The sequence below is a fragment of the Moorena sp. SIO3A2 genome, assembly GCF_010672265.1.
GTDB lineage: Bacteria > Cyanobacteriota > Cyanobacteriia > Cyanobacteriales > Coleofasciculaceae > Moorena > Moorena producens.
In genome coordinates, this window is the sequence record NZ_JAAHHC010000062.1 from 1 (window position 1) to 15,926 (window position 15,926).

At 42.8% G+C, this 15,926-nt stretch carries 9 protein-coding genes and 1 pseudogene; 6 read left to right on the forward strand and 4 right to left on the reverse strand.

What is annotated here, in order from left to right; all coding sequences use genetic code 11:
* Positions 1-167 precede the first annotated feature (167 nt).
* Together F6K64_RS33750 and larE are read left to right on the forward strand one after the other, a co-directional pair.
* Positions 168-941, forward strand: coding sequence for an ABC transporter permease (locus tag F6K64_RS33750; RefSeq protein ID WP_008190425.1), 774 nt, complete (start codon positions 168-170; stop codon positions 939-941).
* Positions 942-1,218: 277 nt separating this feature from the next.
* The gene (larE, locus tag F6K64_RS33755) at positions 1,219-2,046 is read left to right on the forward strand and encodes an ATP-dependent sacrificial sulfur transferase LarE (protein ID WP_287267647.1); all 828 of its coding nucleotides are present in this window, start codon (positions 1,219-1,221) and stop codon (positions 2,044-2,046) included.
* A gap of 93 nt (positions 2,047-2,139) precedes the next feature.
* Here larE and F6K64_RS33760 read toward each other — a convergent pair whose 3' ends face one another.
* From F6K64_RS33760 to F6K64_RS33775, 4 genes and pseudogenes are all read right to left on the reverse strand, one after another.
* Positions 2,140-3,579, reverse strand: a complete 1,440-nt coding sequence (locus F6K64_RS33760) for an FAD-dependent oxidoreductase (protein WP_287267649.1) — start codon at positions 3,577-3,579, stop codon at positions 2,140-2,142.
* 72 nt (positions 3,580-3,651) lie between these two features.
* Complete coding sequence (locus tag F6K64_RS33765) at positions 3,652-3,882, reverse strand: hypothetical protein (RefSeq protein ID WP_131826899.1); 231 nt, start codon at positions 3,880-3,882, stop codon at positions 3,652-3,654.
* 32 nt (positions 3,883-3,914) lie between these two features.
* Positions 3,915-4,805 (reverse strand): annotated as a pseudogene (locus tag F6K64_RS39245) (Rpn family recombination-promoting nuclease/putative transposase).
* A gap of 149 nt (positions 4,806-4,954) precedes the next feature.
* Positions 4,955-5,407, reverse strand: coding sequence for a MerR family transcriptional regulator (locus F6K64_RS33775; protein ID WP_287267650.1), 453 nt, complete (start codon positions 5,405-5,407; stop codon positions 4,955-4,957).
* 190 nt (positions 5,408-5,597) lie between these two features.
* Here F6K64_RS33775 and F6K64_RS33780 point away from each other — a divergent pair, with 190 nt between their 5' ends.
* From F6K64_RS33780 to F6K64_RS33795, 4 genes are all read left to right on the forward strand, one after another.
* A complete protein-coding gene (locus tag F6K64_RS33780; protein WP_287267651.1) occupies positions 5,598-9,881 on the forward strand; it encodes a tetratricopeptide repeat protein in 4,284 nt (1,427 codons plus the stop codon).
* A gap of 369 nt (positions 9,882-10,250) precedes the next feature.
* Positions 10,251-12,335, forward strand: a complete 2,085-nt coding sequence (locus F6K64_RS33785) for a glycosyltransferase (protein ID WP_287267652.1) — start codon at positions 10,251-10,253, stop codon at positions 12,333-12,335.
* Positions 12,336-12,659: 324 nt separating this feature from the next.
* A complete protein-coding gene (locus F6K64_RS33790) occupies positions 12,660-13,499 on the forward strand; it encodes a PIG-L deacetylase family protein (RefSeq protein WP_287267654.1) in 840 nt (279 codons plus the stop codon).
* A gap of 311 nt (positions 13,500-13,810) precedes the next feature.
* Entirely contained in the window at positions 13,811-15,925 is a 2,115-nt protein-coding gene (locus F6K64_RS33795; RefSeq protein WP_287267655.1) for a nucleotide-binding protein, read from the forward strand.
* Position 15,926 lies beyond the last annotated feature (1 nt).

A 15,926-nucleotide genomic window follows, 5' to 3' on the forward strand; every position in this document is an offset into this window, starting at 1 on the left:
CGCTTGACCTTGGCGAATTTAATTCGCCAAGGTCAAGCGCACCTAAGCGAATTCTGGGCGGTTCTTGATGACTTCTCTATCATCCATGACTTAAGCTTATAGCAAAAATCCCAAACTTGTGTACCTCTCCTATGATGGAAGCAAAAGAGGAGCATAGGAGATAGTAGGTGAGTTTGGCAAGAATTTGGGCGATCGCAGCTAATGGTTTTCGGGAAGTGATACGCGATCGCGTTTTATATCTGATCGGCTTTTTTGCCCTAGCCCTAGGCATAGCTCTGAGGCTGTTACCTGAGATAGCAGCAACCACAGAAGAGAAAATTTTTCTGGATTTGGGTCTAGCTGGGATGGGTATCCTGGGTGTAATCGTGGCGGTATTTGTTGGTACCGGGTTGATTAACAAGGAAATCGAAAAGCGTACTGTATTAGTGTTAATTCCCAAGCCTCTTAGCCGGGCTGAATTTATCATTGGCAAACACTTAGGGTTATCGGGTGTATTGGCTGTGCTGGTTGTGGCTATGACTGCCATTTATCTGCTGGGCTTACGTGCCTCTAGTATTGAATACCCTGTGGTTAGCATCCTGGTTTCGGTGCTTTACCAATTTCTAGAACTGTCTCTAATCACAGCAGTAGCGCTAATGTTTGGTGTCTTTACTAGTTCACTCCTAGCAACGTTACTTACGTTTGGGATTTATATGATGGGACACTTGAGCCGTGATTTAGTGGAGTTAAGCAAGTTGAGCGAAAACCCTGGCATTGAGCGGATGACCGAAACCCTATACTTGGTTATCCCGGATTTATCACGGCTCAATTTAAAGAATGATGCCGTCTATGGTGTCTTACCCCCGTTCCCAGAACTGTTTTTAAATGGACTTTATGGATTACTGTACATCGTGCTACTTTTAGCGATCGCTATCCTAATCTTCTGGCAACGGGAGTTTTGATTTATAGTGCTACGCTTAGCGTCAGAAGTCAGAAGTCAGAAGTCAGAAGTCAGAAGTCAGAAGTTAGAAGTCAGAAGTCAGAAGTAAGCTATACTCACGTTTCGGAGTTTAGGAGCGATGAAGCGCCGCCAAAGGGGGTTTCCCCCATGAGCGACTGCATCAAGACAATGTCCTAATTTTAATGGGTAGTGCTATACCGCGAAGTCTAATCATGATAAATCGGGCATGATAGTAGATGGGATAGTGCTACAAACAGGGAAAATTATTTATCAAAACCATGCTAGAGCAGAAACTCAAGCAATTAAAAACTATATTTGCTGAGATGGAACGGGCTTTGATTGCCTATTCTGGGGGAGTTGATAGCACGCTAGTTGCTAAAATTGCTTACGATGTTTTAAGCGATCGCGTAATAGCGGTCACTGCTGAATCCCCGTCACTATTACCAGAAGAATTAGAAGACGCTCGCATCCAAGCCGCTACCATTGGCATTACTCATGAGGTTGTCCAAACCCATGAGATGGATAATCCCAATTATACCTCTAACCCGGTCAATCGCTGTTATTTTTGCAAAAGTGAACTCCACGACACTCTCAAACCTCTAGCCCTGGAGCGAGGCTATCCTTATGTAGTCGATGGGGTGAATGGGGATGATTTAAGGGACTATCGTCCAGGGATTCAGGCGGCCAAGGAACGAGGTGCGCGATCGCCTTTAGCGGAAGTGGGGGTAAGTAAGGCGGAAGTGCGCCAACTCTCGAAACAATTAGGACTGCCGTGGTGGGATAAACCTGCCCAACCTTGTCTGAGTTCTCGCTTTCCCTATGGGGAAATGATTACAGTAGCTAAGTTACAACGGGTAGGACGAGCAGAGATCTATTTACGGAAGTTAGGTTTCTCCAATTTGAGGGTTCGTTCAGAAGGAGATACCGCACGAATTGAGTTACTACCGGAAGAGATTAAGGAATTTGTGGTAACGACAGATTTACCGAAGTTAGTGGCAGAGTTTCAGGAGTTGGGTTTTGTCTATGTGACCCTGGATTTAGAAGGATATCGCAGTGGCAAATTAAATCAAGTTTTGAGTGAGGATGTAATTAGGATGAAAGCTTAATCAGTTTGGCTTTGTGTAAGCAATCAGCTATCAGCTCTCAGCTCTCAGCTATCAGCTCTCAGCTCTCAGCTCTCAGCTCTCAGCTCTCAGCTCTCAGCCTTTGGCTGATGGCTGACGGCTGAGGGCTGAATGCTTACATCGCTCCAGCAGTTGGTCAAAATTACGACAATATACCAATTGTTGGTAGTCTTGCCATGCTTGTTTGTTATTGTAGGGAATTCTGGTCAATGTTGCTTGTTGAATCTTCTCCATTAATGGACGACGAAGAGATTCATAGTTAAGGAAAGCATTGGCGATTGCTTGGATATTATCAAGATTATTTTTATGTACAATATTAGCGATAAGGGTAGCTACAACCAGAGCATCTTCCAATCCTTGATTAGCCCCTTGAGCCATGAAAGGAGGCATCCCATGGGCGGCATCACCCACTAATACAACTCTACCTGAACTCCAGGGAGATAGAGTTTCTACACGGTGAATGTAATACGGACGGGATTGCATTTTGACAGGAGGAGATAACGCCACTAATTGTGTGAGAGCTTTGGGAAAATTAGCGTTTTCCAACTCTCGTAATGCTAAAGCAATTAAGGCACTTCCAGATTTTTCTGTCAACTCCTCCTGGTTTAAAGGAAGATGGATCAAATACCCAAACTGAGCATTGGAACGGCGAAATAGGAGCATCCGTGGGGATTCCATAGAAGGGGAATCCTCTGAGATTTGATCATTAGTGCGATCATTAGTGATACTTATAATCCGTTCCTGCTGAAAAAATTTGTTTTCAAGCTCTGTGCTTAGCTCTGGGGGAATATCTGTGATTTCCATACAGAATAGGGCGGCAAACCCGGAATAGTCAGGTCGTGCTAAACCACTGTAGGGACTATCATTATAAACAATTCGACGAATGCTAGAGTTGATCCCATCTGCAGCAACAACTAGCCTAGCCCGGGTTGATTGTTTTTGAAATTGTTGGGGACTATGTTCTGAATTAAAGGAGACTGTATCCTCATCGTTTTGTCTGTTTGACCAATGAGCATAGGGATTTGCTTCTATGGCTGCATCAGAAACAAAATCTAGCCGAACATATTCGGTGTTTCCTTCATCGACTACATTGATACAACGATGATTCGCTTTAACCTGTTCAACGGGAAGTTGCTGTCTGAGAGTGGTCTGTAAATCATACCAAGAAATTGAGACTCGACCCTCTCCATAATCCTTGAACCAACTCTCATAGCTAAGAGGAATTGAGTGAATTTGCTCTCCCTTCAAATTTTTGTAAACCCATTTTTGATTGGGTTGCACTTTCTGCAAAAACTCCATATCCGTGTTTTTAACGGCTTCGTAAGCAGAAGGCGCTATGTGGTTGAGGGCTTTTAATCCATTGGGCAGAAGATCGATAACCTGACCCACTCGACGAAAGGCACGAGTTTGATCAAGGACTATAAAATTAGAGATACCTCGCTGCTGTAAGCCAATGGCAGTGGCTAATCCCACTGGACCAGCACCAACTACAACAATATCATAAGTGTCGATCATAATTATATTTTTGCGATCGTTTTTGCGATCAGCTTCGCTACTGCTGTTTGGGCAATGCCATTACCCTACCAACTATAGGAATTCTACGACTTGTGAGGTCAAATTTCTGGTTTTTAGGGAGGAGGTAGCAGTGATGCAGCGCGGTCTTGGGGAGGCAGCGCGGTCTTGGGGAGGCAGCGCCTTCACGCGGGGGTTTCCCCCGGAGACGCGCGCCTGATTACGTTGAGCCTCACGCCAAAGGCGAACGCGAACGGAAGAGGGAAAAGGGAAGAGGGAAGAGGTAAAAAATAATGTGTACCTCATGAGTCCTATGAACGCTATATCCGGGCTGAATGCTAGTTAAGCCAATTTTCTAAATCAGTTATGTTATTGAAATCTAAGAAGTCTTCTCCCAAATTTTCCAACTCTTCAATTGTTAAAATTTCTATTTTGCTAATGGTTTTTTTATCAATTTCCCCAAAACGCTTTTTCAGTTGACGTATTATTAAGGCGATCGCCTCATTTTTTCTACCGATTTCTTCAGCATAAGTTATTTTCCCTCTTTCATCTTGTAATGCCATAGCACGGCGATCGGCAATTTCTAATTCTTCTGGCGTCATCCCAGCTTGATTAGCAAGATTTAAAGCTGATTCTATCTCTGATACTTCTCCTAAAGAAGGAGGAATGTTATCGAAACTAGAAGCTTATTTGATGAAATAAATCCATTTATCGGCTAAAGTTTCTAATTCTGAGAGTCTTTTATGGAATTTCGGTAATTCTATAAATATTAACTGCAATTCCTCTTCCAGACATTCAAACTTTTCTGTTTTTTCTTGAAACACAAATTGATTAATAATTTGCTGAGTTTCGTCAAACAAAATAAAATCCGTAATTGTGACAGCTATAACAGGTTTAAGACGAATATAGTCCTCTGCTGTTTTTAACTGATTAACATATCCTTTCACCATATTATAAAGTACCCGTTTGCTAAAACCAGTCATGGATGATACTTGCATTTCAATTAGGACAATCTCTCCATCCGCTAACACTGCTTTTACATCCAAATAAGTGTCTTTTAAAGTCAACACTTGACCGGGATTATAGGGATTAATAATGGTTAAAGATTGAATGATTGGTTCGCCATCATAAATAATGGCATTTAGAAAACTAATTAATATATTTTTACTTTCTTTGGAACCAAATATTTTTTTGAATACATAATCTATTTTAGGGCTGATAAATCTCATAGTTTTGGCGTTCCTTAATTAAGGAATAAATGCGCGATCATCTGGTTTTATTAAAGCCCCTGTTGCTCCTCGAATTCTGAGGGACTTTGAAAGTTTTGTTACCCCCAGAATTGGGGAAACCATAGCCAGAATCAGCAATGCCCTTAGTATCAAGCACTAGCCGGAAAACTACCACCAATAAAATGAACATCACTGAAGGTTTCGATCCATAGACGAGCACCACAACGCAGTGGGTGATCGGGCTGATAGACAATCCGACATGGACCAAGGATTTCGATCTGGTTGCCATATAGATTGTTGCCGCTTCGTTTTACCGAAATCACTGGCTGACGGTCTTGGGGAGGTTTAGCATTGTTGCTGCCAATCCGATTACGGTTGACATTGATGGTGGCTAAAGCGGGAGGACGACTGGTACGCCATTTGCCCTTTGGTCCACGGGTACCTTTGGTGATTTGTGGTAGGTGCTTGAAAAGAGGAATAATCCAGAATTTGCCACTTTTATAGGCACCCCTGACCCGACCCTTCTCCAGGAGTTGGCGCAATCGTCGAGAAGAAATACCTAATAGAGATGCGGCTTCGGTAGTACCAACGCAGTGGTTCATGTTCGGATTCCCTAACTCTTCCTATAAAACTAGTATAGCAAAAATTTATTCCTGGACGCCTTAATGTAAAGTTATGTAAAGTTTTGCCAAACTGACCGGACAACTAGGGTGAAATAATTTTTCATGATTGATATCTAATCAAACCGGATTTAGTATTACAGCAACCTAGCTCTGCCCTGCAAACCGCTATATGACTACCAACCAATTGTTAGAATCAAACCTTGAATCTCTAATCAATACAGCTGCTCAAAATCATCAATTAGGTAAATTAGATGAGGCTGAATCTATCTACAGACAGGTACTACAGATTCAGGGGGATAATCAGGGTGAGGAAAAGCTTTTATCGAAACCCTATAACCTGATAGCAATTGCTAATCTGGGAAGTATACTTGAGGCAAAAAACAAGTTAGAGGAAGCGGTAGGGTTGTACCAACAAGCCTTAACCAGAAAACCTGACTTGGTTGAAGTTCATAACAATTTGGGAAATGTCTTATGGGCACAAGGAGAGTTAGAGAAAGCGGTAGAGTATTACCAAGAAGCGATTAGGCTTAAACCTGACTATGCTCTGGCTCATAACAATTTAGGGAATTTGTTTCATCATCAGGGTAAGTTAGGGGAAGCGGTACAGTGCTACCAAGAAGCGATTAGGGTCAAACCTGACTATGCTCTGGCTTATAGTAATTTGGGAAATGTACTCCAGGTACAGGGCAAGTTAGATGCTGCACGAGAGTCCTACCAGGAAGCAATTAGGATTAAACCTGATTGTTTTCAGGCTCATAACAATTTGGGAGCTCTATTCCAAAAACAGGAAAAGTTGGATGCTGCAAGAGAGTCTTACCAAGAAGCAATTAGGCTTAAACCTGACTATGCTGACGCTCATAACAATTTGGGAACAATAGTCCAAAAACAGGGCAAGTTAGAGGAAGCGGTACAGTCCTATCAGGAAGCGATTAGGCTGAAACCTGACTTTGCTGAGGCTTATAACAATTTAGGAAATACACTCCACGAACAGTGCAAGCTAGAGGAAGCCCTACAGTCTTACCAGCAAGCATTAAGTATTAACCCTAACTTGGCTGAAGCTAAACTGGCCATGTGCGTGTGTCAGATTCCGATCATTTATTCAAGTGTTGATGAAATCAAGGTAACGCGAAATAATTACCAAGGTAGTCTTAAAAAATTAGCGGATAGCTATACACAGAGCGATACAGAGCTAAGTCCAAGGGAACTGCTAAGTGCCGCTAACGCGGTGGGAGCGTTTCAGCCTTTTTATCTGGCCTATCAAGGGTTAAATAACCGAGAGTTACAGGAAATTTATGGACAAATGATTTGCCAGATCATGTCCCAGTGCTATCCCCGGTGGAGCCAGAAAATTCCTCTACCAAATTTAGCGCCTCATGAAAAAGTTCGGATTGGAGTTATTTCGGAATTCTTTTGGGATCATTCTAATTGGAAAATACCGATTAAGGGCTGGGTAGAAAATCTAGATAGATCGAATTTTGAACTATTTGGTTATCACACAGGGTTAAAACAGGATAAGGAAACAGCAATAGCCGCAAAATCATTTGTAAAATTTGTTCAAGGTTCTTTCACTATCGAAGAATGGTGTGAGGTAATTACAGAAGATAAATTACACATCCTTATTTTTCCGGAATTCGGGATGTCGCCAACTACAGTTAAGTTGGGTTGTTTAAGACTGGCTCCAATTCAAATGACATCTTGGGGACATCCGGATACTAGTGGGATGCCGACGATTGATTATTACTTAAGTAGTGATTTAATGGAAGCAGAAAATGCTCAAGATCATTATAGTGAGAGGTTAGTTAGATTACCGAATCTCTCTATCCATTACACGCCTTTGGAAATTACACCGGAAGCGATCGCTAAAAAGGACATAGGCTTAGATGATGATGAGATTATGTTCTGGTGTTGCCAATCGTTATATAAGTATTTACCTGACTATGATGATGTATTTCCTAGAATTGCTAAGGAGTTAGCTCATCGGTGTAAGTTTGTATTTATTAAATATGTTAAAAGTGACCGGGTTACTGAGATATTTGAGCAGCGTTTAAGGGATGCTTTTAATAAATTTGGCCTCGATTATACAGACTACTGCATATTTTTACCATTCATGAATAACAGGAGGTTTGCTGGAACCTCAGCGATAGCGGATGTATTCTTGGATAGCATTGGTTGGTCTGGATGTAACTCTAGTTTGGAATCGATTGCCCATAATATTCCGATTGTGACATTGCCAGGAGATTTGATGCGTGGTCGGCATACGATGGCAATTCTAAAAATGATGGGTCTGGAAGAGACAATTGCTTCGAGTAAAGAGGATTATGTGAAAATTGCGGTACGGTTGGGTCAAGATGCTCAATATCGTCAATACATATCTGATCAAGTTGCTGAAAATAAGCATAAGTTATATGGTGACTTGAAACCGGTAAGAGCATTGGAAGATTTTCTATTAAATGTAGTCCATAAACCAAGACAATTTGCGATGGAAACTGTTTCTGAAGCACTACAAATTGCTGTTCAACATCGTCAAGCCAATCGCTTAAACCAAGCTGTACAGCTTTACTATAAGATTTTGGAACAACAGCCTAATCATCCGGAAGCTTTATATGGCTTAGGGGTGCTGGCACAGCAAACAGGTCAGTATGATACTGCCGAGAAGCTGTTCAGAGCTACTGTGGAAGCGGAGCCGAATTCTGTTAAGGCTTGGTTCAGTTTAGGTAATTTGTGCCAAGGTCAAGGTCAGTTGTCTGACTCGGTGGAGTGTTACCAACGAGTTTTAACAATACAGCCGAACTTAGTACCGGTTTACAACAACCTTGGGTATGCTCTACAACAACAAGGTAATTGGGACGATGCGATCGCATCTTATCAACAAGCTTTGGAGATTGAGCCTACCTGCACTGAAGCTGATGTGAATTTGGGCAATGCACTCCACGCTCAAGAGAAGCTTGCCCTAGAAAAACAAGCACACTACGCACAATTGAACCATGAGCTAGGGGTTACCCGGCAAAAAGCAGGAGATTTGACTAATGCTGTGGCTTACTATCGCCAAGCGGTGGCGATGCAGTCAGATTTGGTCAGCGCTCATTACAATTTGGGAGTGGTGCTTCAAGACCAAGGTGAGTTTGAAAATGCGATCGCATCTTATCAGAAGGTTCTCGAACTCAATCCTAGTTATGGGGAAGTGTACTTTAATTTAGGCAGGATTTACCAAACCCAGAAGCAGTTAGAGGAGGCAGCATCTGCTTATCGACAAGGGTTAATGCTAGTCAATCCCCGGTATGGGAAAGTAGTCAATCCTGACAACGGTTCTGACAAAGGTTCTGACAAAGGTTCTGATAACGGTTCTACAGTATCTCTTGAGACACTAACACCACCGCAGGTAGAACAACCAGACGTTACGATCGGGGGATATCAGTTTCCAGGGATTCCGAGCGTATCGGTAAGTGAAGACAAGCGACCGTTTTGGACAGTAATTATTCCTTTATATAACCGTACTGACTATCTTCTAGAATGTTTGGCCAGTGTATTGGCTCAATGGCAGGGCGAAGAGGAGATGGAAATTTTGGTTATGGATAATGCCAGCACACCTCCTCTATACGATTTGGTGAATTCGATTGGGGGAGGGGTAGTTCGCTACTACCGCAATCCAGAAAATATCGGTGCCCGACGCAATTTTAATCTTGGTATTGCCCTCAGTCGCGGTCAGTGGATTCATGTGCTTCCTGAAGATGAATATGTTCTTCCAGGTTATTATTCCCGCTTGAAGAAGAGTCTAGAAACATGTAGTGATTCTGTGGGAGCAGCATTTACGGGTTATGAAAATATCAATGAGAAAGGAAAGATAATTTTCTCCCAACAAGTGTATGGAAAAGATACGGGTATCCATCAAGATTGGCTGTGGAAGATTGGCACTTCCAATGTCTTGAATCCCTGTGCAGTTGTGATTCGTCGCTCTACTCATGAACATCTGGGCTGTTACGATCCGGGGAACACGTATACTCCTGACTGGGAAATTTATAAGCGTATTGCTAGTTTTTATGATTGGTGGTACGAAGGCGATATTTTGGCACGTTACCGTGAGCATGATAATAATATGACCAGTGAACTGATATTATCTGGAGCTCAAGCAACGTCTATCCGCCAGGGGATTGAAATTTCCGAGAGCTATCTTCCTGCTGAGCATTGTGCAGCAATTACAGCCAAAGCTCGTAACCATTACTTTAATTATTGTCTAAACCATATGGTAATTCCCCTAAAGAATGGGAATCTTGCTGGTGCATTTCGTCTACTCCAAGAGGCACTCAAAATTGATCCGTCTCCTCAAGCTGTGGAGAAACTATTCACTTGGCTTACTAAAGCCGAAGCTGCTCCCCTACGGGATGAGATTGCTTCAAAGTTGCGCTCGATTATGTTGAATCATAATTCAGAGAGTTTTTACTTTGCTTATCCCTAGTTATAGCAGAAGTCAGAAGTCAGAAGTCAGAAGTCAGAAGTCAAACTCTTTCGCTTACTTAGGTTTGAGACTTTTGTCATGTCCTAACTGCCCTGTCTTGATGCAGTCGCTCATGGGGAGGGGCTGTGTGCGGAACCTGCGTCCGCACCTTGTAAGCCCCGTGGAAACCACGCCAGTTGCTCATGGGGGAGACCCCCAAGACCGCACTGGCTCCCCAAGACCGCGCTGCATCGCTGGCGACTGCTATAGATATAGGGTTTTTATCTGGGTTGTGAACACACTTATTGCCAATACCCAAGGGCGAATATGTTCACAACTCTATACAATTACCAATTACCAATTAAAAAGTAAAAATTGAGGATTACAACAGTGACACAACTTTCTGAAGCACTTCAAGTTGCTCTTCAATATCATCGAGCCAATCGCTTGGTCGAAGCTGAGCAAGTTTATCGTCAGATTCTAGCAGGAATACCTAACCAACCAGATGCCTTGTATGGGTTAGGAATGCTAGCACAACAGGTAGGTAAGTACCAAACTGCTGAGGAGTTTTTCAATACAACCCTCCTTGTCAATCCGGAGTCTTTCAAGGCTTGGTTCAGTTTAGGCAATTTGCGTCAAGCTCAAGGTCAATTGTCAGAAGCAGTGGAAGCTTATCAGCGAGCGTTAGCCCTACAGCCGAACTCGGTAGCGCTTTACAACAACTTTGGCTATGCTCTACAACAACAAGGCAAGTGGGAAAATGCGATCGCATGCTATCAAAAAGCTTTGGAGATTCAGCCGAACTGTGCTGAAGCTGATGTGAATTTGGGTAATGCTCTCTACGCTCAAGGGCAGCTTTCCCAAGAAAAACAGGCCTACTACGCTGCATTAAATCACGATTTGGGCGTTACTCGGAAAATAGGAGGCGATTTGAAGACTGCGGTGGCTTACTACCAGAAAGCGATCGCAATACAGCCAGACTTGGTAAACAGCCATTATACCTTGGGAGTTGCTCTCCAAGAACAAGGCAAATTAGATGATGCGATCGCGTCCTATAACAATGTCCTCAAACTCAATCCCAGTAACACTGTAGTCTACACCACTTTAGTGCAAAATAAATTAGCTAGGATTGACCGAGAGCAAAACAAATTAAACAACAAATTAAATCATCAATTAAACGGAGCAGATTCTAAGAAACGATTAAAGATAGCATTTGTCTGTCAACCCTTTGTGATGACCTCGTTTCCAAATCCGATGGATTCTATCGGTATTTTGACCTATGAATTCGTCCGTCTTTTAGTTCAAGATGGTGATGTTATTGTCTATACACCAGGAGAACGCTTTAATACGGCAAGTCATGACGGAGTAGACTATCGATATATTCCCATAGGCCGGGATAAAAAACTGCTAAACTATCTGGAAAAAATTCCAGGATTCCAGAATCAAAAACGTCCTATATTTGGCTCCCAACTCTATTACCTAGCATATATTTTACAGGTAGCCAATGACTTGAAAAAACAGCAATGTGATGTTGTTCACATTCACAACTTATCTCAGTTTATTCCAGTGATACGAGCCTTAAACCCAGGAATAAAAATTGCCCTGCACATGCATTGTGAGTGGTTGACCCAACTCGATCACAAAATTCTAGAAAAGCGGCTTAGTAAGGTAGATTTAGTTATTGGTACTAGTAACTATATCACAGAAGGTATTCGCCAGCGTTTTCCTAAATTTGCCGAGCGCTGTCAGCCGGTTTTTAATGGGGTAAACCTTGATCGCTTCATAAATTTCTATGTCAGCCATAATCAGCAAAATGGCAGAAGCAACAATCCGGCTAAACGATTACTCTATGTGGGTAGAGTATCTCCAGAAAAAGGCTCCCATGTCTTATTAGAAGCGTTTAAAAAAGTGCTCGAGCGCTGCCCTCAAACCAAACTTGATCTCGTTGGTCCTGTAGGTGCATTACCCTACGACTATCTTGTCGGATTAAGTGATGACTCCAAAGTGGCAGAGTTAGCGTCATTCTACGGTGATGAAAGTTGGACAGGTTACGTGAGACGATACCTTTCCGAATTGAATGATCACTTTGGTGCTGATCTAGCCAGCCAAGTATCCTTCACTGGCTCCCTTCCTCAATCTAAGTTAGTCAATTATTATCAGCAGGCAGACATTTTTGTATTTCCGTCAGTATGTCACGAAGCATTTGGGATGCCAATTGTGGAAGCTATGGTTGCAGGTCTTCCCGTTATTGCTACCCAAGCTGGTGCTTTTCCCGAGATTGTGGAAGATGGTAAGACAGGTTTGCTGGTTGAACGGAGTAATGCTAATGCTTTGGCAGACGCCATCTTGCAACTTCTTTCTGACCAAGAACTTAGAACATCCATGGGACAAGCTGGACATCAGCGAGCAGTTGAACTATTTTCTTTCGAGAAAGTTGTTGATGATTTACTCAAGCAGTACAAGACTATTCTTTGAGGCGTTACTTAATTGAAGTATGAATGCGCGATCGTTTGGCTTTGCTAAAGCCCCCTAAATCCCCCAAACTCCCAAACTTGGGGGGCTAGGGCGTGTCTTCTTGCCTCGGAGATCCCCCATTATCCCCCTTAAAAAAGGGGGACTTTGAGTATGGCTCCCCCCTTATTAAGGGGGGCTGGGGGGGATCATAATCTTGCGGAAAACTTTGAAAACACGCCCTAGGGGGGCACAATCATACTCAGAATCAGCAACGCCTTATTTTAAAGCAAAAGACAGAAGTGTTGAACATCCTAACAGGGAATAGTGACAAGTGACAAGTTAAAAATGAGCAATAAATTATCCTTACAAACTCTGGTACGCCAGTTTTATCGTTTTCTAGTCCATAGTACTAGAGTTGAGTATGACAGAAATAATCTAAGACGCTCGGCGATTATATTTTCACCCCATCAGGATGATGAAACCCTTGGTTGTGGTGGAACAATTATCCGTAAAAAGCAAGCCGGAGCCGATGTAAAAATTGTTTTTATGACAGATGGATGTCAATCTCATGCTCATCTGATTCCAGAAAATCAGGTAAAATCAATACGTGCTAATGAAGCCTTGGCAGCAGCTCAAAAACTTGGTCTGCAAAAGCATGATGTCAGCTTTTTGGAATTCAAAGATGGAACATTAGATAAAACCCGAAATTTGGCTATCCATAACGTCGCCAAAATTATTCTTAACTATCTTCCTGAAGAAATTTTTATTCCCTACTACAACGATGGGGTATCTGACCATAATGCTACCAATGAAATTGTCGTAGCTGCACTCAAAACAATTAAATTTGATGTGACAGTTTATGAGTATCCTATATGGTTCTGGAATCACTGGCCCTGGACAAGGGTCGAAGGGAGTAAACCAAAGCTAGTCTCCTTTTTTAAAAAAACCATGATATCAGGGTTTCGCTTACTGAATGATTTTAGATTATCTGTCTATATTGGTGATGTTTTTGATATCAAACGTACTGCCCTAGACCAACATCAATCTCAAATGAAACAACTCATTGCTCATCCACGCTGGCTAACCCTAAAGGATGTGTCAGAAGGGGAGTTTTTAGACTGCTTTTTTAAAAAATATGAATTATTTCGTCGATATAGTTTGACTCATAATTCTGAAGAGTATTGATGCAGTCGCTCATGGGGAGGGGCTGTGTGCGGAACCTGCGTCCGCACCTTGTAAGCCCCGTGGAAACCCCCAAGACCGCGCTGCATCGCTAGCGATAAATTAGCCAATTTGGCAACTTCATTTAAGATAATCATGAAATCATAAGTAACAAGAGTGTTCAAGATTTTTATCAGTCATATCAGTTCTGGATATATGGGACATCATATATCCATTTGATTTTTTGTTAATCTTGACAATGTCAGCTATCATCTATCAAATATAAAATTCATAAATAGATATTAAACAACACTATATAAACATTAAGTAAGAATATGCAACAATTAAATCCACCAGAAAATTTAGTAAACAAATCCTTCACAGACTCATTCTCAGACAACTGTTGTGCAGGTAAAACCATTGGTACTAAAAGTTCCAGTGGTGCAGTTCGTAAGGGTATAGATGTCGAAAAGCTGATTGGGATTGACAATGGCGCATTACGTCTCCAGCCCCTGCTAAAACCTGCGTGGGGCAGACAGGGGATTGCGTATGGTCCGTACACCCGTACCAATGGACTGGCCTTTGGAGTGTTTCTGAGCAATGGTCATAATACATCCCAGACCGAAAGGATTGAACCCCTAACAGAACGACTTCATCGGTGGATGATTGGTCCTGAGACAGATAAACCGGCTAAACGACTTCTGCGTTGGACTTCCAGTCAGGGAAAAAGCAGGATGCTGCGAAAGCTCCTATGGTGGATTCGTAGTACCTCCAGAATTTCCAAATATTTCAAACCATTTAAATTGCCAAATATTGATGAGAATCTGGCAGTGGGTTGGTTCCCCAGGGAAGTTCCTGTTGACGCGACTGCAGAGGGAAATGCCTTTATTGTTCATGCCACTGGGACAGAAAATGGAGAGTTGTGGACTCGCTTGGGGGGGTATCTACTCTCAGCATTTAGGGGCTTACAAAATCTCCAGGTTTATTACATCGTAGTTATGCGGGAAAAGGGAGCCGCCTATTATGCTGCTTCTGTTCCTAATGCTCATGGTCTTGCGGCTTACCCTAACATGCGTCCCATTGCTATTGATCCTTTCAATGATGATGCGACAGTATATGCTGGTGTATACCAAAGTATTTTGGGACAGAATGGTTTTGAAGTCGATACGCGCATTTATGGCGCTAATGTAGCCCAAATTTCAGACATCGCCACCTGGTACGGTACAGCTCAGGCAGCAGATGACCTGATTGGTGATGGTTTGCTAGATGGTGCTGAAGCGGACAAGGGTGGTTTCTGGAGTGTCTCTCAAGGAAGTTATGAGTTAACAGCTGATGGTGCTAGAGCCACTCAACCGGATAGCCTCGCTATGTTGGAGTGTCCCACACCCTCTGGGCTAATCCATTTGCTGGTGGAAACCTCTACTCAGATAACTGGAGTCCGCATTGTGTGGCGTGTTCAGGATAAAAACCAATTCTGGAGTTTCCTAGCAGACGGGGACAAATGTCAACTTACAATTCAAGACCATGATAGCTGGGAATGTTTAGCTGTGAGCGATCTATGGTATTTACAGCCAAGAGCGATCAACTCTTTACAGATATTAGATGATGGTAAGACCTTCAGCCTGTACCTCAATGGCCAGTTAGTCTTTAACAAGTTGTTTACAGATACCCGCCTGGCAAACGCTACCGGTGTTGGCATTGGTGGGATTAACCCTAATAATAGTCTGTATTTTCGCGCCTTTGAGGCTCACCCACGCACTATCCCTATTCCTTCTGAACTCGACCTAGGCTCCCCTTGGGTAGTAGAGGGTACCGAAATAGCTATCACTGAAGATTTTGCTGGTGCAGCTGGGGACTTGATGGGAAAAACCACCACTAGTGGCAGCAAAGTCTGGCATCGGAATATTGGGCTAGGGGTAATTGAGCTGACTGGGAATAGTACAGCCAAAGTGCAAGCTGATGCTAAGCATCCTAATCCAGGTCGCACTGCCTACACCATTGATTGGGATCAGCCAGACATAGCGGATTTACAGGTGGACATTACTCCCCCTGGAACTAGACGAGGACAGGGAGAAAAAGGTCGTGGAGGGTTTATCTTTTGGCAGGATGCTGACAATTATATCACTATCAATAACTGGTTAGATGACTGTTATGGTGGTGCTTCCATGTCTTCCTTTTTCTATCTCAATGGCTTTGAGGAGTTATATGATGCTGTCTGGACAAATGTGGGTAAACGCATTTCCTGGGGTGTCTCCCATCGGCTCCGCATGATTTTTGACGGCATGAATTACATGATCTTCATTAATGATGAACCAGTATTGTATCGTGCCCTGACAGATGTTTATCCAGATGCGGCGCGTCTTAGAATTAATCGAGTTGGGATTGTTGCTAACTGGGAATGGGGCAACGATACAGGAAGTGTATTTCAAAACTTTGTAGCAAAGGTTTAGA

Coding starts and splice junctions, on each gene's coding strand:
- larE (WP_287267647.1), top strand. CDS start 1,219: ATGCTAGAGCAGAAACTCAAGCAATTAAAAACTATATTTGCTGAGATG.
- F6K64_RS33760 (WP_287267649.1), bottom strand. CDS start 3,579: ATGATCGACACTTATGATATTGTTGTAGTTGGTGCTGGTCCAGTGGGA.
- F6K64_RS33765 (WP_131826899.1), bottom strand. CDS start 3,882: ATGAGGTACACATTATTTTTTACCTCTTCCCTCTTCCCTTTTCCCTCT.
- F6K64_RS33775 (WP_287267650.1), bottom strand. CDS start 5,407: ATGAACCACTGCGTTGGTACTACCGAAGCCGCATCTCTATTAGGTATT.
- F6K64_RS33780 (WP_287267651.1), top strand. CDS start 5,598: ATGACTACCAACCAATTGTTAGAATCAAACCTTGAATCTCTAATCAAT.
- F6K64_RS33790 (WP_287267654.1), top strand. CDS start 12,660: ATGAGCAATAAATTATCCTTACAAACTCTGGTACGCCAGTTTTATCGT.
- F6K64_RS33795 (WP_287267655.1), top strand. CDS start 13,811: ATGCAACAATTAAATCCACCAGAAAATTTAGTAAACAAATCCTTCACA.